This window comes from Streptomyces sp. MI02-7b, from assembly GCF_033793585.1.
Taxonomy (GTDB): Bacteria; Actinomycetota; Actinomycetes; order Streptomycetales; family Streptomycetaceae; genus Actinacidiphila.
This window is the reverse complement of sequence record NZ_JARAWX010000004.1, coordinates 245512-264337: the sequence shown is the minus strand read 5'-3', so window position 1 is coordinate 264337 and position 18826 is coordinate 245512. Positions and strand designations below refer to the sequence as shown.

Sequence of the window (18826 nt, the reverse complement as noted above, 5' to 3'; positions counted from 1 at the left end):
AGCCACGCCCCCGAGTCCGTCGGCCGCCGCGACATCCGGCGTCGGCGAGGTCGCGATGGCGAGGGACGCCGTGCGAGAGCGCCGGGAGCCGTGTGGCCGGTCCCCGGGTGTCGCCCCGCGCGGGAGGGCCGTCCGTGGCCTTACGACGTGTTGAGCTCCGCGAGCCTGCGCCGCAGGAAGTCCTGCTCGGCGGCGTTCCCGGTGCGCGCGATCGCCGCCTCGTAGGCCCGCGCGGCCTCGGCGCCGCGGCCCAGGCGCCGGAGCAGGTCCGCGCGGACGGCGTGCAGTACGGAGTAGCCGTCGAGCGCCAGGTCGTCGACGATTGCGAGCGCGGCCGCCGGGCCGTCCACCTCGGCGACGGCGACGGCGCGGTTGAGCGCGACCACCGGGCCGGGGGCCACGGCCATGAGCTGGTCGTACAGGGCCAGAACCTGCGCCCAGTCGGTCGCCGCGGCTGTCGGCGCGTCACTGTGCACGGCGTTGATCGCGGCCTGGATCTGGTACGGGCCCGGCCGGCCGCGGCGCAGGCAGCGGCGGACGAGGACCTGCCCCTCGGCGACCAGTTCACGGTCCCAGCGGTCGCGGTCCTGCTCGTCGAGGGGGACGAGACCGCCGTCCGCGGCGGTGCGCGCGGGCCGGCGCGCCTCGGTGAGCAGCATGAGCGCGAGCAGTCCCAGGACCTCCGGCTCGTCGGGCATGAGCCCGGCCAGCAGCCGTCCCAGCCGTACCGCCTCGGCGCACAGGTCCCCGCGCGTCAGGTCGTCGCCGGAGCTCGCCCGGTAGCCCTCGTTGAAGATCAGGTAGACCACCGCGAGCACCGGCCGGAGCCGGTCGGGGAGGTCCGCATCGGCCGGGACCCGGTACGGGATGCGCGCGTCGCGGATCTTGCCCTTGGCACGGACCAGGCGCTGCGCCATGGTGGGCTCGGGGACGAGGAAGGCACGGGCGATCTCGGCGGTGGTCAGTCCGCCCAGCAGCCGCAGCGTCAGGGCGACCTGCGCGGCGGGGGCCAGGGCGGGGTGGCAGCAGGTGAAGATCAGGCGGAGCCGGTCGTCGCGCACGGGGCCCTCCTCGGCCGGTTCGTCGCGGTCGTGCAGCAGCGCGGCCTCGGCGTGCCGGTCCTCGCGGGTCGCCTCGCGGCGCAGCCGGTCGATGGCCCGGTTGCGCGCGGTGGTGATGATCCACCCCGCCGGGCTCGGGGGCACGCCCGTGGACGGCCAGCGCCGCAGGGCCGTCGCGAAGGCGTCCTGGACCGCCTCCTCGGCGATGTCGATGTCGCCGAAGCGGCGGACCAGGACGGCCACCGCACGCCCGTACTCCGCGCGGAAGACGCGCTCGACCTCGGCGGCGGGGGCCGGCGTGCCGCTCGTCAGTCCCCCGCCCCGTCCGGTCCGCCGGCGAAGGGCCGCACCTCGATGGGCAGCGTGGTCGCGCGGGCGAGTTCGCGGCCCCAGGCCAGGGCGGCGTCCAGATCGGGGGCGTTGACGACGGTGAACCCGCCGAGGTACTCCTTGCCCTCCAGGAAGGGCCCGTCGGTGGTCAGCATCCCGCCCTCCTCCAGCCGCACGACGGTCGCCGTGCCGGGCGAGTTCAGCCCTCCGGAGAAGACCCAGGCGCCTGCGGCCCGCATCCGCGCGTCCACGGCGTCGACGTCCCGCATGATCCCTTCCAGGACCTCCGGCGGGGGAGGGGTGCCCTCCGGCTGGTACACACTGAGCAGGTACTGCTTCATGGCGGTCTTTCCTGTCGTCGGCCGCCGGTCTCGGTACCGGCGTCTCACCTTCTGTACGAACGGGCCCGGCCCGGATCGACACCCGCCGCCGCCCGGTTTCCGCGCGGGCGGTTGCGCGGCCCGCTCTCCCCTCCTCCCCGGTCCCGGACGCGCCGATGCCCCGCCGGTCGGCCGAACGGGGGACCGGCGGGGCATCGAGGGATGCGGTGTCAGCGCCTCGGCGCGGCCACCTCGTCGCGGAGCCTGGACAGGATCTGCGCCGCGTGGTCGAGACCGGCGGCCTCGCAGCGGGCGATGGCGGCGCCGAGCCGGGCTCGGGCCGCGTCCGGCGACTCCAGGCCGTTGGCCTCGATGAGGGCGGCGACCCGGACCGCCTCGGCGCGCGGCGACTCACCGGCCGGTCCGCCCGCGTCGTGGGCGGTGATGGCCCGCTCCATCTCGGCGAGGGCCTCAGGGAAGCGCTCCGCCGCGGCGAGGGCGCGGCCGCGCTGGTAGTGCGTGGCGCCGTTCTCGTACCACAGGGCGATGTCCTCGGTGCCCTCGTCCACGGCCGCCAGCAGTTCCTCGGCCCCGCGGAGATGGCCGAGCGCCGTGTCGATGCCCTCGGGGCCCTCGGACGCCATGGTGTGCGCGGCGAACTGCCGCATCATCTCCGCGACCATGGGCAGGTTGGGTGCCTTGCCGTGCGAGGCGACGGCCCGGTCGTACGCGGACCGGGCCGCGTCCGGACGCCCCGCCTCCAGCAGCGCGACCGCCGCCTCCGAGGCGGCGAGGGTGTGCGTGAACTGCTCCTCCCACGGGGCGACCAGGTCGGCCAGGAGCAGGAACTGCTCCGCGGCGGACCGGTGTTCCTCCAGTTCCCGCAGTCCCCGGGCCAGGCTCAGCCGGGCCTGGGCGAGCACCCGCTCGTCTGTGCCGGCCGGGACGTCGTCGGTGACCAGGGACTCCAGCACGGCCACCGCGTCCGCCTGCCGGTCGGCGCGGGCGAGGACGTCGGCCAGCTCCAGACGCACCTCGACGGCACCGGCGGCGTCGTCCTGCCGGTCCAGCCGGGAGGCGCCCTCGGACAGATGGCGCACGGCGCCCGCCAGGTCGCCGGCGTGCGAGAGGGCGTGTCCGAGCATCGCGTGGGTGCGCGCCACCGGGAACGCGGTGTCTCCGTGCGCGGCGGCCGCCGCGAGCGCCATGCGCAACTGCTCCACGGCCTCGTCGGGGCGGTGCTGCTGCATCAGGATCTGGCCGAGCAGCCCGTGCGGTCGCTGTGCGCGCCAGGGCGCCCCGGCGCTGTCGATGGCCTCCAGTGCGGCGCGCAACTCCCGCTCCGCGCCCTCGAAGTCCCCGGAGCGCGCCGCGAGATCCCCCACGTACAGGCGGACGTTGATGGCGCGCTGCGGCACGCCGAGCCGTTCCGCCTCCTCGACGGCCTCCTGTGCGGCGGCCCGGAAACGCGACTCGACCTCCGCCGGGACGTCCGGCAGCGCCGAACTGGCCTCGGTGTGGGCCAGGAAGGCTCGGCACTGCAGCACGATGCAGTAGGACCGCCGGTCGTCCTCCGAACCGTCCAGCGGCAGTTCGCGTGCCCGCGCCAGGACGGCGTCCAGTTCCACCCAGCCCTCGGCGCTCTCCTCGCCGGGCGCGACCCCGACCGATGCGCGGCGCGCCCGGGCCGCCAGGGCCCGCCACTCGGCGCCTGCGCGGCCGAACAGCTCGATCGCCTCGGTCAGGGCCTCCCGGATCGCCGGCCGGTCCGGCCCGTCGGCCAGGTCCGAGGCCGCGAACGCGCGCTGCTCGGCCAGTTCGGCCCGCAGCACCTCCTCCGGCCCGAGCCGCGGATCGTGCGCGTGGTCCGCGGCCTCGACCCGTTCGGCGATCCGCCGCCAGAGCCGCTCGTCGCCGGGACGCGCCTGCGCGGCGTGCGCGCGGGCCCGCTCGACCAGGTCCGCGAAGTCCTCCGGGATCTCCTCCACGGGCGCGGCCGCCGGCCGGAGCCGGGTGGCGGATCCGGCCGACGCGGAGGGCACCGCGGCCGTGCGCAGGCCCAGTTCCAGCGGCTCGGCGAGCAGCGGCCGGGCGGCGAGCCGGGCGCGCCGCCGGTCGCCCACCGTCGTCGTGCCGTTCCGTTCGTCGAAGGCCGTGGTCAGCTCGTCCGCCTCGCGCTCGACATGGGCGAGCAGCGTCCGCGCCGTCCAGTTGCGGCCGAGCGGCCCGGACACCGGGAGGTCGGCGTGGCCGTCCTCGGTCAGCCGCCGCAGCAGGACCTGTACCCCGGTCAGGAATCCGAGCAGCGACAGGGGCGCCCCGGTGGTCCCGAAGAGCGGACGGTTCTCCGCGAGGATCTCCAGGGCGCGGCCCTCGTTGCCGGACAGGGCGCAGAACTCCAGGTGCAGTCCGACCTCCTCCGCCATGCCGAGCCGGCCCCGGGCCCGCCGGTACCCCGACAGGTGGTACGAGCGGGCCTCGTCGGTGCGTCCGAGCCGCAGCAGGGGGAGCAGGGCGTGGGCCTGGCTGACCCAGGGCTCCTCCTGGCAGCTCTGGCCGCCCTCGAGCACCGGCTGCCAGGCCCCCAGGGCCCGGTCGTCGTCGCCCGAGACGAGGTGGTGGACGGCCCGGTGCCGGGTCTCGCACGCCTCGCAGTCGCTCAGCGCCTCGCGCGGCCGGGTGGCCCACAGGTCGAAGAGGTGGTCCCGGTCGACGCCGGTGTGGGCGGCGACCCGGTGGCGCATGGCGGCGATGGGCTGCAGGCCGTGCTTCGCGTCGCGGTACCGGTCGCGCATCTGGTCGATCCAGCCGTGGACAGCCGGCAGCGGCACCTCGGGCACCTGGAGCAGGGAGGTCGCCACCCACTTGTGGCGCCACAGGACCTGGCCGGCCTCCCACTCGCTGAAGGAGCCGGGCACCTCGTCCCACAGCTTGAGCACGCGGGCGAAGACGACCGGCGACTTGCGGTGCTCGGCGGCGTACTCGTACGCCGACATCAGCTCCAGCAGCGCCGTGACGAGGACGTCCTTCTCGTCGAACTGCTCGGCGGCCTCGACCAGTTCCTCGGCCGTCACGGTGCGGGGCAGCCCGTAGGGCCGCTCGTTGTTCTCGCGCAGGGCCTCGAAAACGGCCTCGGGGGTCTCCAGCATCACTGCTCCTTGGCGTCCGGCCCGGGCGCGGGGGTGTCCTGGTCGTGCATGGCGTGGGTGAGCAGGCCGATGAAGGCCCGGTTGAGCAGGGCGCTCTCGGAGGCCTTCAGCGGCCGGCGGGTGAGCAGCAGCGCCTGTCCGTACAGCGCTTCGGCGGTGGTGACGGCCAGCCCGCGCTCGCTGACGGTGGCGGCCCGGCGCACCAGCGGGTTCAGGTGGTTGAGCACGAGCTGGGCCCGCGGCGCCTCGGCCTTGAGCGAGCCCAGGATGTCCGCCCACAGACCGTCGGTGCCCGCGGCGAGACCGGCCCGGGTGCGCTCGTGGCGGGCCTCGCGGTTGTCCAGCAGCAGCGCGGGCGCGGTGACGGGCTGGAAGGCCCGCAGCACCACGTCGCAGTCGTACGTCCCGACGACCTCGCGGGCGACCGAGAGGAAGGCGGCCGCGGCGAGTTCGGCGCCGGAGTCGACGGGGTCGAGATGGGCGGTCACCGTCGCGGGGTCCAGGTCGGTGACGGTGGAGCCGGGACGGATCTCCGGCAGCCGGTGCACCAGCTCCCGGTCGTAGGTGTAACCGCCGTTGACCACGCCGAGGCCGGCCGCCGCCGCGATGGGCGCGACCTGCCGGAACTCGTCGACGCTGCGGGTGACCAGCACCGTCGGGTGGGTGCGCGCGAACTCCTCGAGGGTGACGTTGCCGTCCGTCGTCTCGAAGGGCAGCCAGGGCAGGAGCATCCGCAGCAGGTCGTCGTCGTAGCGGGCGAGCGCTTTGACCGCGAGGTGGTGGCTGTCGATGAAGCGCTGCAGCAGCGCCGGGTCGCTGGCCGCGAGCTCGGTCAGCCAGTCGCGGATGCGCGCGCCCAGGGCGTCCCGGACGGCGGCCAGCGTCTCGTCCTCGTACAGCGCCTCGCGCGAGGCCGTCGGGCGCAGGCTGCTGACGTCCACGACACAGCGGACGAAGAAGGCCCACTCCGGGAGGAGTTCGGACGCCCGGTCCGACAGGAGCATGCCCTTCAGATGCACCCGGTGCCCGGCGCGCTCCGACGGGTTGACGGCGGTGGGCAGGACGTACGCAACGCCGCGCAGCCCGGCGACGGGCAGGTCGAGGTCGATGGTGTCCAGCGGCGTGAACCCGAAGGTGGTGCGGCAGTGCTCGGCCAGCGCCTCACGGCGGGCCAGCGGCGAGCCGTGGCGGCGCTCCCAGGGCGGGGTGTCGTTGACCACGGTGCTCCCGCCGCGCGGGTCGACCACGGTGACCTCGTGCCGGAGCAGGCTGCCGTAGTGCCGGGCCAGCGAGGTCACCCGGTCCGGCTGCGTCCACTCGCCGCCGTCCGCGCGCGGTGTCAGCGTCACGCGCGTGCCCGGCTCGGGCATCGCGCCGGCGGGCAGCGTGCGGATGGTGTAGCTGCCGTCGGAGCGGCCGCGCCACTCGACGGCGGGGGCGCCGGGGACGGCGGCGTGACGGCTGAGGACGGTGATCTCGTCGGCGACGACGAAGCAGGCGAGCAGGCCGATGCCGAACTGGCCGATGAAGTCGCCCCGGGCGGCTTCGAGTTCCCCGGCGGCGGCGCGCTTGGAGCTGCGCCCGATGGTGGCGAGGAAGGAGTGGACGTCGGCCTCGCTCAGGCCGACACCGGTGTCGGTGACGGTCAGCGAGTCGCCGGTCGCCACGGTGATCCGGGCCGGGGCGCCCGGCTGGAGCGCCTGTCGCGCGGTGATCGCGTCGACGGCGTTCTGCAGCAGTTCGCGGAGGTAGACACGCGGGCTGGAGTAGAGGTGGTGGGACAGCAGATCGACCAGGCCGCGCAGGTCGACCTGGAACGTGTGGGCTGTCGGGGAAGGGGAGTGGGACACGTGGATGGCCTTCTCGATCGGCGCGCCGGCGAGCGTGTGCCGCCCGGCACGGCGCGGTGTGCGGAGTGCGGCGGCGGGGGCTAGTGGCGGCCGGCGCCGGAGCGCAGGGCGCGGTAGGGCACCCGCGGGTCGTCTCCGTTGATGTACTGCCACGGGGAGCGGGTGACGAGGCCGCGGGTCGCGGCGAAGGCCGCGGCGGCCGCCCGCTTCTCCCCGGCGAGGGCGAAGGCCATGGCGAAGACGTTGTAGCACTCGACGGCCTCGATCCGGCCGGCGAAGCCGGGGTGGCGGATGGACCGGTCGGCGGCCTCGTGGAGCTCGCGGCTCACGTGGTCCTGCAGGATGTAGGCGCTGTCGGCGCCCTGGTCCAGGTGCAGCCAGTGCTCGAGGTGCGCGACGGCCACGAGCACGCCCAGCGGCCCGCCCTCCGGCCCGCTCTCCATGGACTCGCGGGCGAAGGCGTGCATCTCCTCGTGCGAGCCGCTCCACTTGGCGCACACCTGCTGCAAGTGCTGCTGGTGCGCCCCCAGATGACCGGGCACGCGGCGCACGGAGGCCTCGAAGCGCAGGCGCGCCAGGTCCGGGCCGATCTGCAGGCCCCGCCCGCACATCTGCAGGAAGTACCAGGGGGAGGCCCACCCGGGTTCGAGCTCGGCTGCCCGGTACAGCAGGTCCTCCGCGGTCTCCAGGCGCTCGTGGAAGATCCGGAACTGCTCGCGGGAGACATGCGAGGCGCGCGCCCCCGTGCGGGCCTCCCACGCCCAGCTCACCCCGCGGGCGCCCGCCACCAGCAGGGCGAGTCCCGAGTCCCCCTCGGCCTCGACGACGCCGGGCATCCACTGCTCGAACCCGGCGACGTCGGTCGCCGCCGCGATGAGCCAGCTGCGCTCCCAGTCGTCCGTGACCGCGGACAACTGGGCCCGCATCGCGGGCCAGTCGCCCGAGGCGGTGGACGCGAGCAGCCGTGCGCGGTCCGGGTTCCCGCCCGCCGGATCCAGTCGTGCCGCCGGGCGCGGCGCCCACCGTCTCAGGGAGAACGCCGACGCGCGTTCCCGGATCCCCTCCGTCGCCGTGCCGCCGCTCCGTTGACCGACCTGTCGGACCTGTCGGACCGCTGTCATGAAAACCCCCTCCTGGCCTGGCCTTTTCCCCCCGGGCCATGATCCGGTGACCGCAGCATGATTATCACGGCGGGTTCGGTGCGGGCCAAGGGGTGCCAGATGCCGGGAGGGGTCCGGGAGCCGCGGGGTCGGCTTCCGCGGGATCAGATGTCGCGGAACGTCTCGATCTGCGCGCCGATCGAGTTCAGCCGCTCCGCCAGTTCCTCGTAGCCGCGGTTGATGACGTACACGTTCCGCAGGACCGAGGTGCCCTCGGCGGCGAGCATGGCCAGCAGGGTGACCACGGCGGGCCGCAGCGCGGGCGGGCACATCATCTCGGCGCTGCGCCAGCGGGTGGGGCCCTCGACCAGGACGCGGTGCGGGTCCAGGAGCTTGACGTTGGCGCCGAGGCGGGTCAGCTCGGTGAGGTAGATGGCGCGGTTGTCGTAGACCCAGTCGTGGATGAGGGTCGAGCCCTGCGCGGTCGCGGCGATCGCCGCGAAGAAGGGCACGTTGTCGATGTTGAGGCCCGGGAAGGGCATCGGGTGGATCTTGTCGATGGGGGAGCGCAGCTTGGAGGGGCGCACCGTGAGGTCGATCAGCCGGGTCCGGCCGTTGTCGGCCTTGTACTCGGCGGAGCGCTCGTGGTCCAGGCCCATCTCCTCCAGGACGGCGAGCTCGATCTCCAGGAACTCCACCGGCACGCGGCGGATCGTGAGTTCGGACTCGGTGACCACGGCCGCGGCGAGCAGGCTCATCGCCTCCACCGGGTCCTCCGACGGCGCGTAGTCCACGTCCCGGTCGATGTGGGCGACGCCGTGCACGGTCAGTGTGGTGGTGCCGATGCCGTCGACCCTGACCCCCAGCTCCTCCAGGTAGAAGCACAGGTCCTGGACCATGTAGTTGGAGCTGGCGTTGCGGATGACGGTGACACCGTCGTGCCGGGCGGCGGCCAGCAGCGCGTTCTCGGTCACGGTGTCGCCGCGCTCGGTCAGCACGATGGGCCGTCCGGGGGTCACGGCGGGGGTGACCCGGGCGTGGTACATGCCGCTGGTGGCGGTGACCTCCAGCCCGAAGTGGCGCAGGGCCGTCATGTGCGGCTGGACCGTGCGGGTGCCCAGGTCGCAGCCGCCGGCGTACGGGATGCGGAAGCGGTCGGTGCGGTGCATCAGGGGGCCGAGGAACATGATGACGCTGCGGGTGCGCCGGGCGGCCTCCATGTCCATGGAGTCCAGCTCCAGCGCGGCCGGCGGCACGATCTCCAGGTCGTTGCCGTCGTTGATCCAGCGGGTGCGCACCCCGATGCTGTTCAGCACCTCCAGGATGCGGTAGACCTCCTCGATCCGCGCGACGCGGCGCAGGGTGGTCCGCCCGGAGTTCAGCAGCGTGGCGCACAGCAGCGCCACGCACGCGTTCTTGCTCGTCTTGACGTCGATGGCGCCGGACAGCCGGCGCCCGCCGACGACCCGCAGGTGCATCGGGCCCGCGTACCCCAGGGAGACGATCTCGCTGTCGAGCGCTTCACCGATTCGGGCGATCATCTCAAGGCTGATGTTCTGGTTTCCGCGTTCAATACGGTTCACCGCGCTCTGGCTGGTGCCGAGCGCCTCCGCCAGCTGTGACTGTGTCCAGCCCCGGTGCTGACGGGCGTCACGGATGAGTTTGCCGATACGTGCGAGGTAGTCGTCTCCCATGGGGCGAGGGTATCTCACATATGAGATGGCAGCCCGCGTTCCAGGTCGAGCAGGTACCTCTTGCGGCCGAGGCCGCCCCCGTAACCGGTCAGGCTCCCCGAGGCGCCGATCACCCGGTGGCAGGGCACGACGATGCTGATCGGGTTCCGCCCGTTGGCGAGCCCGACGGCGCGCGAGGAGCCGGGGCTGCCCAGCTCGCCGGCGAGCTGACCGTAGGTCATGACGGTGCCGTACGGGATCTCTCGCAGGGCCGCCCAGACGCGCTGCTGGAACGGGGTGCCCGCCATCGCCAGCGGCAGGTCGAAGTCGGTCAAACCACCCGCGAAATAGGCCCGGAGCTGCTCGGCGACCTCGGCGAAGGGGGAGTCGGCGGGGTCGCGGCGCTCGCCGAAGGTCTCGACCGGGGGCCGGTGCCGGTGCTCGGTCATGTAGAGACCGGACAGGACGCCGTCGGTGGCCACCAGGGTCAGCGGTCCGACCGGGCTGTCCGTCGAGGCGTGTGTGCGAAGGGGCATGACGGAAGCTCAGTTCTTGTCGGAGGGGAGGAAGTTGATCGCGTGGTCGCCGGTGGCCCACAGGTACTGCACGGCGTAGGCCCGCCAGGGCCGCCACGCGGCGGAGCGCCGGACGAGGGCCGCGGGGGTCCTCGGAAGGCCCAGCGAATCCGCCGCGAGGCGTACGCCCAAATCGGTGGGGAGGAACGCGTCGGGGTCGCCGAGCGCACGCATCGCGACCGCCTCGACCGACCATGGGCCAAAGCCCGGCAGGGCGGCCAGTTGCTCGCGCGCCTTGTCCCAGTCACTGCCGACGTCCAGGTCGAGTCCGCCCTTGGTGAGCGCCTCCACCAGGCCGGTCAGCGTGGTCCGTCGCGAGCGCGGCATGGCCAGCCGCTCGGGGTCCAGCGAGGTCAGCGCCCAGGGCGACGGGAAGAGATGGGTGAGGCCGCCTCCGGGGTCGGCGACCGGATCGCCGTGCGCCGTGACCAGGCGCCCGGCCAGGGTGCGCGCGGCCGCCGTGGAGACCTGCTGCCCCAGCACCACGCGTACCGCGAACTCCGCGCCGTCCACCGTGCGCGGTACCCGGCGCCCCGGGCTCTTGTCGACGTGCGGGGCGAGCAGCGGGTCCTCGCGGAGCAGCCCGTCGACGGCGACCGGGTCGGCGTCCAGGTCCAGCAGCCACCGGCAGCGGCTGATGGCGTGCGACAGGTCGCGCCAGTCCGTGAGCGACAGCCGGCACCCTATGTGCCCGGCCTCGGGCCGCAGGGCCGCGATCCCGTACCCGTACGGCAGCCGCAGCGTGCGGCGGTACGCGCCGTCGCGCCACTCCTCCACGCCGGGCACCGCGGTCGCGGCCAGGTGCCCGAAGAGGTTGCCGGGGCAGAGCGGCGTCCGGTGGGGCAGCCGCAGCGACAGCGTTCCGGAGACGCCGGGGGCGGCCGTCGCCCGCTGCCGCCCCGCCCGGGCCCGCAGCTCGCTCGGCGTCAGCGCGAAGACCTCGCGCACGGTGTCGTTGAAGGTGCGGATGCTGGAGAAGCCGGCGGCGAAGGCGACGTCGCCCATCGGCAGCGCCGAGGTCTCGATCAGCAGCCGGGCGGTCTGCGCCCGCTGCGCCCGGGCGAGCGCCAGCGGCCCCGCCCCGAGCTCGGCGAGCAGCTGCCGCTCCACCTGCCGGGTGCTGTAACCGAGCCGCCTCGCCAGGCCCGGGACGCCGTCGCGGTCCACGACCCCGTCGGCGATCAGCCGCATCGCGCGGGCGACGAGGTCGGCCCGCTCGTTCCACTGCGGCGAGCCGGGGCTGGCGTCCGGGCGGCACCGCTTGCAGGCACGGAAACCGGCCTGCTGGGCCGCGGCCGCGCTCGGGTAGAACGTCATGTTCTGCGGCTTCGGCGGGTGCACGGGGCAGCCGGGCCGGCAGTAGATGCCGGTGGTCAGCACCGCGGTGAAGAACCACCCGTCGAAACGGGAGTCCTTCGCCTGTACGGCGCGTACGCAGCGTTCGAAGTCCTCGTGCACATCACCCAGCATCCGTGGGCGGGACCCCCGGAGGCTAGCGAGAATCCGACATCGACGTAGGCGGACGCGGGCGGACGGTCGTGTCGGAAATCCGCCGGACGGCCACCGCGTCCCGCTGATGGACTGGCCGGTGTGAATCCTGAACTCAAGGCCGAGGCCGAACTGTTCCGTTCCCTCCATGTCCCTGGCCGCCCCCTGCTGCTGGCCAACGCGTGGGACGCCGCGAGCGCCCGCGTCGCCGAGCGCGCGGGGGCCGCCGCCGTCGCCACCACCAGCTCAGGTGTGTCCTGGACCCTCGGCACCGCGGACGGCGGCCACGTCGATCCGTCCCTCGCGCTGGCGCTCACCGCCCGGGTCGCGGCGGCCGTCGCGGTCCCCGTGAGCGCGGACATCGAGGGCGGTTACGCGACCGGCCCCGAGGGCGTCGCCGACACCGTGCGGGCGGTCCTGGCGGCGGGCGCCGTGGGCGTCAACATCGAGGACTCCTTCGCCGGCGGTCCGCGGCCGCTGCGTGCCCCGGCCGACCAGGCCTCCCGGATCGCCGCCGCGCGCCGGGCCGCCGACGAGGCCGGGGTGCCGCTCTTCGTCCACGCCCGTACCGACACCTTCCTGCGCGGTCCCGGCGACATCGAGGAGACCCTGGCGCGCGCCGCCGTCTACCTGGACGCCGGTGCCGACGGCATCTTCGTCCCCGGCGTGACCGACCCGGCCCTCGTCTCCGAGCTCGCCGACGGGATCGACGCCCCCCTCGGTGTCCTCGCCGGTCCCGGGGCACCCGCCGTCGCCGAACTCGCCGCCGCCGGCGCCGCGCGGGTGAGCCTGGGCAGCGCCGTCGCCGAGGCGGTCTACGCCCTTGTCGACCGCGCGACCCGCGAGTTGCTGGAAAGCGGAAGCTACGCCGCGCTGGCGGGCGGCATCCCCTGGGGCGAACTCAACGCCCTGATGCGCCCGGAGGCGTGAGCCGCCCGGTCCTCCTCCGCCCGTCACCGCCCGGCCTCCCGCGAAGCGGTTGATCGGAGACGGCGGTTGGGGGCGGGCCGATCGCGGCCCCCGGTTCGCCCGCCCGGTCCCGGCCGGGCGAACCGGGAAGGAGAACGGGCTATTTCACGGGGGTTACGCGCTCCACTCTTGACAACGTTGTCTGGTAAGGAACAGGCTAACCGCGATCTACGGCAGGTGTGCCCTTTTACGAGTCCCCCATCCCCTTACGGAGCTTCCGCATGATCCAGGACCTTCGCCCCAACTCGTGTCCGGGGCCAGGGCGGTTGTCGCCGTTCCGGGTCGGCGGTCGCGGCACCTCCTCGTACTGACCTGTCTCGATCTGTCCCGACCTGTTCTCCGGGCCGAACGGCCTCCTGGCGCCGATCAGGACCGAGCCGCGGCGCGCCCCGACGTGATGCACCCGACCTCCAATGACGAAAGGTCCCTCCGTGTCACCTTCCCCCTCTGCCCGCCATCTGTCCTTGCGAAGATGGGCAGGCGCCGCGATAGCCCTGTCGCTGCCCGTGGGTCTGCTGGTCGTCGCACCCTCGGCGGGTGCCGCGGCGCCGCCGCCCGGGAACTTCAGCTCCTCCTTCGAGTCGGCCGACCCGCAGCCCGCGGCGAGCACCGTCGAGCTCGACGGCAGCGGCAAGCCGGTCCAGGAGAACCTGAGCGGATCGAGCTCCACGGGACTGCCCGGCAGCCTGCTCGACCAGGTCGGCGCGGTGACCGCCAGCGCCGACAACCCGCCCGGGGAGATCGCCTCCAACGTCAAGGACGCCAATCCGTCAACCAAGTGGCTGGCGTTCGCCAAGACCGGCTGGGTGACGTACCGGCTGGCCAAGCCCGCGGCGGTGGTGAAGTACTCGCTGACCTCCGCGAACGACGCGGCGGGCCGCGACCCCAAGGACTTCACCGTGCAGGGGTCGAACGACGGCAGCGCGTGGACCGACCTGGACACGCGCACGGGTGTGAGCTTCAGCGGGCGGTTCGCCACCAACACCTACAGCTTCACCAACACGACGGCCTACGCCTACTACCGGCTGAACGTCACGGCGAACTCCGGTGACTCGATCCTCCAGCTCGCGGACTGGAACATCAGCGACGGCTCAAACGTCCTGCCGCCGGCCACCCCGATGGTCAGTGTCGCCGGCGCGGGACCGGTCAGCGGCTACAACATGAAGTCGGGGGCCGGGTTCTCCGGCGTGGCCTCGCTGCGGTACTCGGGCGGCGCGCGGGCCGACGGCCGCTCGTACGCGACCAACAAGCTCTTCGACGTCGACATCCCGGTCGGGCCCAAGACCCGGCTGTCGTACAAGATCTTCCCCGAGTTCACCGCCAAGGACACCACGTACCCGTCCACGTACGCGGCCGTCGACCTGCACTTCACCGACGGCACCTACCTGAGCGGCCTCTCGCCCGTCGACCAGCACGGCTACGCGCTCACCGCGGCCGGGCAGGGTGCGTCGAAGGTGCTCTACGCCGACCAGTGGAACGCGGTGCAGTCCGAGATCGGGGCGGTCGCAGGCGGCAAGACGATCGACCGTGTCCTGCTCTCCTACGACGACCCCAAGGCCACCGCCTCGACGCGTTTCCAGGGCTGGCTCGACGCCGTCACCGTGTCGGGCACCCCGACGCCGGTGGACGGCTCCAGCCTGACCAACTTCGTCGACACCCGGCGCGGCACCAACGCGTCCGGCGGGTTCTCGCGCGGCAACAACCTGCCGATCTCGGCGGTGCCGAACGGCTTCAACTTCTTCACGCCGGTCACCAACGCCGCGTCCAACTCCTGGGAGTACGACTACCAGGCGGGCAACAACGCGGCCAACCTGCCGACGCTGCAGGGACTCGCGATCTCGCACGAGCCCAGCCCGTGGATGGGTGACCGCAACCAGATGTCGGTCATGCCGGTGCCGGCCGGGGGCTCGCTCACCGGAGCGCCCAGCGGACGGGCACTCGCCTTCAGCCACGACGACGAGATCGCGCGGCCGGACTTCTACCAGGTCACCACGCAGAACGGCCTGAAGGCGCAGATGTCGCCCACCGACCACGGTGGGATCATGCAGTTCACCTTCCCGTCCGGGCAGGCCACCGGAAGCCTGGTCTTCTACAACGGCACGTTCACCATCGGCACGGACGGCACCTTCACCGGCTGGGTGGACAACGGAAGCGGTCTGTCGGCCGGTCGCAGCCGGATGTTCGTGTCCGGCACCTTCGACCGGGCGCCGACGGCGACCTCCGCCACCTCCGCCACCTTCGACACCTCCGCAAGCCGGCAGGTGACGCTGCGGATCGCGACCTCGTTCATCTCGGTCGGCCAGGCGGGCAAGAACCTCGGCCTGGAGGTCACCGGGCAGAGCTTCGACCAGATCCACGACGCGGCCACCGCGGCGTGGAACGACCGGCTCGGCCGGATCGAGGTGCAGGGCGCGAACGAGACGCAGAAGGTCACGCTCTACTCGAACCTCTACCGGCTGAACCTGTACCCGAACTCGCAGTCGGAGAACACCGGCACCGCTGCCGCGCCGCGCTGGCAGTACGCGAGCCCGGTGTCGGCACCGACCGGCACGTCGACCGCCACGCAGACCGGCGCCAAGGTCGTGGACGGCCAGATCTACGTCAACAACGGGTTCTGGGACACCTACCGCACCGTGTGGCCCGCGTACTCGCTGCTGTACCCGGACGTCGCGGCCAAGATCGCCGACGGCTTCGTCCAGCAGTACCGCGACGGCGGGTGGATAGCCCGCTGGTCCTCACCCGGCTACGCGGACCTGATGACCGGCACCAGCGCCAACGTGGCACTGGCCGAGGCCTACCTCAACGGTGTCGACGTGCCCGACCCGCTCGCCGCGTACGAGGCGGCGGTCAAGGACGCCACCGTCGCGTCCGGACGCAGTGAGGTCGGCCGCAAGGGCATCGAGAACGGGCTGTTCCTCGGCTACACGCCCACCTCCACCGGCGAGTCCGTGTCGTGGGCGCTGGAAGGCTTCATCAACGACTACGGCATCGGCAACATGGGCGCGGCCCTGGCCGACGACAAGTCGGTGCCGAAGGACGACCGCAAGCGGATCAAGGAGGAGTCGGCGTACTTCCTCCAGCGCGCCCGCAACTACGTCAACCTCTTCGACAAGGACAGCAAGTTCTTCGAGGGACGCCAGGCCAACGGCACGTTCCTCACCGGCAACCCGCTCGACTGGGGCGGCGCCTATACCGAGACGAACGGCTGGAACTTCGCCTTCACCGCGCAGCAGGACGGCCAGGGCCTGGCCAACCTCTACGGCGGTCAGAAGCAGCTGGAGCAGAAGCTCGACCAGTTCTTCTCCACCCCGGAGAACGCCGACCACCCCGGTGGGTACAACGGCACGATCCACGAGATGCTCGAGGCGCAGGCGGTCCGCATGGGCCAGCTCGGCATGAGCAACCAGCCGTCGCACCACATCCCGTACATGTACGACTACGCCGGTGCGCCGTCCAAGACGCAGGCGATCGTGCGGGAGCTCCTGCAGCGCGTCTACGTCGGCGACGAGATCGGCCAGGGCTACCCGGGTGACGAGGACAACGGCGAGATGTCGTCGTGGTACATCCTCAGCTCGCTGGGCATCTACCCGCTGCAGGCCGGCTCCTCCCACTGGGCCATCGGCTCGCCGCAGTTCACCAAGATGACCGTCCACCGCACGAGCGGCGACATCGTCGTCAACGCGCCGGACAACAGCACCAAGAACGTCTACGTGCAGGGTGTGAAGGTCAACGGCAAGACCCAGCGCGCGGTGTCCGTCGACTCGGCCGAGCTCGTCCACGGCGGCACGATCGACTTCGCGATGGGCTCGCAGCCGTCGTCGTGGGGTACCGGGAAGAACGACGCGCCGCCGTCGCTGACCGAGGGCACGGACGTGCCCAAGCCCTTGCAGGACACCACGGGTCCGGGCCTCGGCACCGCGACCACCGGCGACGGGCAGGACGCGTCGAAGCTGTTCGACGACTCGTCGACCACGCAGATGACCTTCGCCACCGGCGAGCCCCAGATCGACTGGGTCTACCGCGGCGGCAAGCAGACGCCGTCCTACTACACCCTCACCTCCGGTGCGGGCGCGGGCGACCCGACGGACTGGAAGCTGCTGGCCTCCAACGACGGGATCACCTGGACCACGCTCGACTCGCGTCACCGCGAGGTGTTCCCGTCCCGCAACCAGACCCGGCCGTTCAAGATCGGCAATCCGGGCGCGTTCGCGCGGTTCCGCCTGGTCGTGAAGGAGACCGCCGGCGCCGCGCAGACCAGCCTCGCCGAGGTCGAACTGCTCGCGGGCGGCGACGTCCAGCTCGGTGGCGGCGACCTCACGGTCGCCGGCGTGAGCAGCGGGCTGCACGCGACGTCCGGCGTCGCGGTCTCGGCACCCCTGGCCACCGTCACCGGCGGCACCGCGAGCGGCTACCAGGCCACGATCGACTGGGGTGACGGCTCGCCGGTCACCACGGGCACCACGGCTCTGAGCTCGCGGGGCGTGTACAGCGTCAGCGGTACGCACACCTACGCCAAGCCCGGTTACTACCAGGCGAACGTCACGGTGACCGACGGCACCGTCCAGGGCTCGGGCACGGTCGGGGCCGACGTGGCGTACGCGCCGAGCTCCAGCCTCACCGCCGCCTTCGACACCGTCTGCATCGGGGACGAGGGCGCGCTCGCCGCGAACTGCGACAGCAAGTCCTGGGCGTACTCGCGTGCCGCTCTCAAGGCGGCCGGCGTGACCCAGGGGCAGCAGCACGACGTGCCCGGCACGGCGCTGCACTTCACGCTGCCGGAGACCCCGGCGGGCCAGCCGGACAACGCGACGGGCAACGGCAGCACGCTCGTGCTCAACCTGCCGTCCGACGCGAAGAGCATCTCGTTCATCGGCGCCGGCACGCAGGGCAACCAGAACACCACCGGCACGGCGACGTTCAGCGACGGCAGCACCGCCGCCGTCCCGATCCAGATGAGCGACTGGACGCTGGGCGGCAACGCCAACGGCACGCCGTCCTTCGGCAACATCGTCGTCGCCAAGTCCGCCTACCGGCTGCTCGGCACGAGCCGGGACGGCGCCCAGCCGTTCCTGTTCGCCACCACGCCGTTCCAGATCCCGGCGGGCAAGACGCTGGTGTCGGTGACCCTGCCCAAGCAGACCGGCGACGCCGGTTCGGCCGGCCGGATCCACGTGTTCGCCGTCGCCCACGACGGCACGCCGGCGCCCGCGCTGGTGACCACCACTCCGAAGGACCGGACGGCCACCCCGGGGAAGGCCCTCGCGGCGGACCTCGGTTCGGTGACCGGCGGCGTTCCCGGCCCGACGGGCTACCAGGCCCGCGTCCAGTGGGGTGACGGCACGGTTCCGTCCGACGCCGCGGTCGACGCCTCCGGTGCGATCAGCGCAGAGCACACGTACGTGCAGCAGGGCACGTACACCGTGCACGTCACCACGTGGGACACGCTGTCCAGCAGGACGGAGACGTTCACCGTGACCGTGGGGGAGGCGGCGCTGCAGCCGTCGATCTCGGCTTCGGCATCCGCCACCGTCGAGGCCGGTGACGCGATCACCGTCAACGGCAGCGGGTTCGCCGCCGGCGAGCGTGTGACCGTCAAGCTGGGCACCAGCCCGGCGCGCAGCGTGACGGTCGAGGCCTCCGCGACGGGTGCGGTCCACGCGTCCGTGGCGGCGTCCGACGACGCGCAGCCCGGCCGGTACGCCATCACCGCGGCCGGTACGTCCTCGCGGACCCCGGCGACGGCCACCGTCCGGGTGACCGATGAACCGCAGGCGCGGACGTACCGACCCGACGTGCTGCTGTCGACGACGTCGGGGCCGCGCGCCACGGCGATCGTCGTCAACGCCAGCGGGTTCGCGCCGAACGAGGCCGTGAGGATCGGCTTCGGTGACGGTCTCGCCTTCATCACCGTGCACGCGAACGCCGACGGTGTGATCTACGGCGCGACCATCAGCGTTCCGGGGACGGCCAAGCCGGGTCCGACCGGTGTCACGCTGGCCGGCGCCGATTCGGCGGCCCATGTCCGGCTGCACTTCGAGGTCACCGACCAGAACTGACCCGAACCGAGCTGGACCGAGCCGGACTGGGCTGAACCAGTCAGAGCCGCCGGTGGGCGGGGCCGTGATCACGGCCCCGCCCACCGGCGCTTTTCCGTGCAGCCCCGCGGGCGCGTGCGCGGCACAGGGGCGTCGCGGGCACGGCCGGCGGCCCCGGGCGCCCTCCGGGGGCCGCAAGGGGCCCAGAGCCCCGTTCCGGGCCCTGTCCGGGCAAGTCCCGCGCACGGCGCAGGGCAGGCCGCCCGGCGGGGCGGC

General features: G+C 73.1%; 10 protein-coding genes. 2 read left to right on the top strand and 8 right to left on the bottom strand.

Annotation, left to right across the window (positions count from 1 at the left end; translation table 11 throughout):
- Positions 1–140: 140 nt before the first annotated feature.
- The 8 genes from PV364_RS08105 to PV364_RS08070 form a co-directional block, all read right to left on the bottom strand.
- Positions 141–1304 carry an RNA polymerase sigma factor gene (locus PV364_RS08105; protein ID WP_319659044.1) on the bottom strand — a complete coding sequence of 388 codons (1164 nt, stop codon included), beginning with the start codon at positions 1302–1304 and terminating at the stop codon, positions 141–143.
- Between the two features lie 65 nt (positions 1305–1369).
- Complete coding sequence (locus tag PV364_RS08100; protein ID WP_319659043.1) at positions 1370–1732, bottom strand: YciI family protein; 363 nt, start codon at positions 1730–1732, stop codon at positions 1370–1372.
- Between the two features lie 209 nt (positions 1733–1941).
- Positions 1942–4860 carry a hypothetical protein gene (locus tag PV364_RS08095; protein WP_319659042.1) on the bottom strand — a complete coding sequence of 973 codons (2919 nt, stop codon included), beginning with the start codon at positions 4858–4860 and terminating at the stop codon, positions 1942–1944.
- The gene (locus PV364_RS08090; protein ID WP_319659041.1) at positions 4860–6710 is read right to left on the bottom strand and encodes an HSP90 family protein; all 1851 of its coding nucleotides are present in this window, start codon (positions 6708–6710) and stop codon (positions 4860–4862) included. Before PV364_RS08090 ends, PV364_RS08095 begins: the two co-directional genes overlap by 1 nt.
- A gap of 80 nt (positions 6711–6790) precedes the next feature.
- A complete protein-coding gene (locus PV364_RS08085; RefSeq protein ID WP_319659040.1) occupies positions 6791–7831 on the bottom strand; it encodes a hypothetical protein in 1041 nt (346 codons plus the stop codon).
- Positions 7832–7974: 143 nt separating this feature from the next.
- Positions 7975–9504, bottom strand: a complete 1530-nt coding sequence (locus PV364_RS08080) for a UDP-N-acetylglucosamine 1-carboxyvinyltransferase (RefSeq protein ID WP_319659039.1) — start codon at positions 9502–9504, stop codon at positions 7975–7977.
- A gap of 14 nt (positions 9505–9518) precedes the next feature.
- On the bottom strand, positions 9519–10019 hold the full coding sequence (locus PV364_RS08075; protein WP_319659038.1) for a methylated-DNA--[protein]-cysteine S-methyltransferase: 501 nt from the start codon (positions 10017–10019) through the stop codon (positions 9519–9521).
- A 9-nt stretch (positions 10020–10028) separates the two neighbouring features.
- A complete protein-coding gene (locus PV364_RS08070; RefSeq protein ID WP_319659037.1) occupies positions 10029–11516 on the bottom strand; it encodes a DNA-3-methyladenine glycosylase 2 family protein in 1488 nt (495 codons plus the stop codon).
- A 132-nt stretch (positions 11517–11648) separates the two neighbouring features.
- On the opposite strand from PV364_RS08070, the gene PV364_RS08065 reads away from it, so the two are divergent.
- Complete coding sequence (locus PV364_RS08065) at positions 11649–12476, top strand: isocitrate lyase/phosphoenolpyruvate mutase family protein (RefSeq protein ID WP_319659036.1); 828 nt, start codon at positions 11649–11651, stop codon at positions 12474–12476.
- 503 nt (positions 12477–12979) lie between these two features.
- The gene (locus PV364_RS08060; RefSeq protein WP_319659035.1) at positions 12980–18571 is read left to right on the top strand and encodes a GH92 family glycosyl hydrolase; all 5592 of its coding nucleotides are present in this window, start codon (positions 12980–12982) and stop codon (positions 18569–18571) included.
- Positions 18572–18826 lie beyond the last annotated feature (255 nt).

Coding starts and splice junctions, on each gene's coding strand:
- PV364_RS08085 (WP_319659040.1), bottom strand. CDS start 7,831: ATGACAGCGGTCCGACAGGTCCGACAGGTCGGTCAACGGAGCGGCGGC.
- PV364_RS08075 (WP_319659038.1), bottom strand. CDS start 10,019: ATGCCCCTTCGCACACACGCCTCGACGGACAGCCCGGTCGGACCGCTG.
- PV364_RS08080 (WP_319659039.1), bottom strand. CDS start 9,504: ATGGGAGACGACTACCTCGCACGTATCGGCAAACTCATCCGTGACGCC.
- PV364_RS08095 (WP_319659042.1), bottom strand. CDS start 4,860: ATGCTGGAGACCCCCGAGGCCGTTTTCGAGGCCCTGCGCGAGAACAAC.
- PV364_RS08100 (WP_319659043.1), bottom strand. CDS start 1,732: ATGAAGCAGTACCTGCTCAGTGTGTACCAGCCGGAGGGCACCCCTCCC.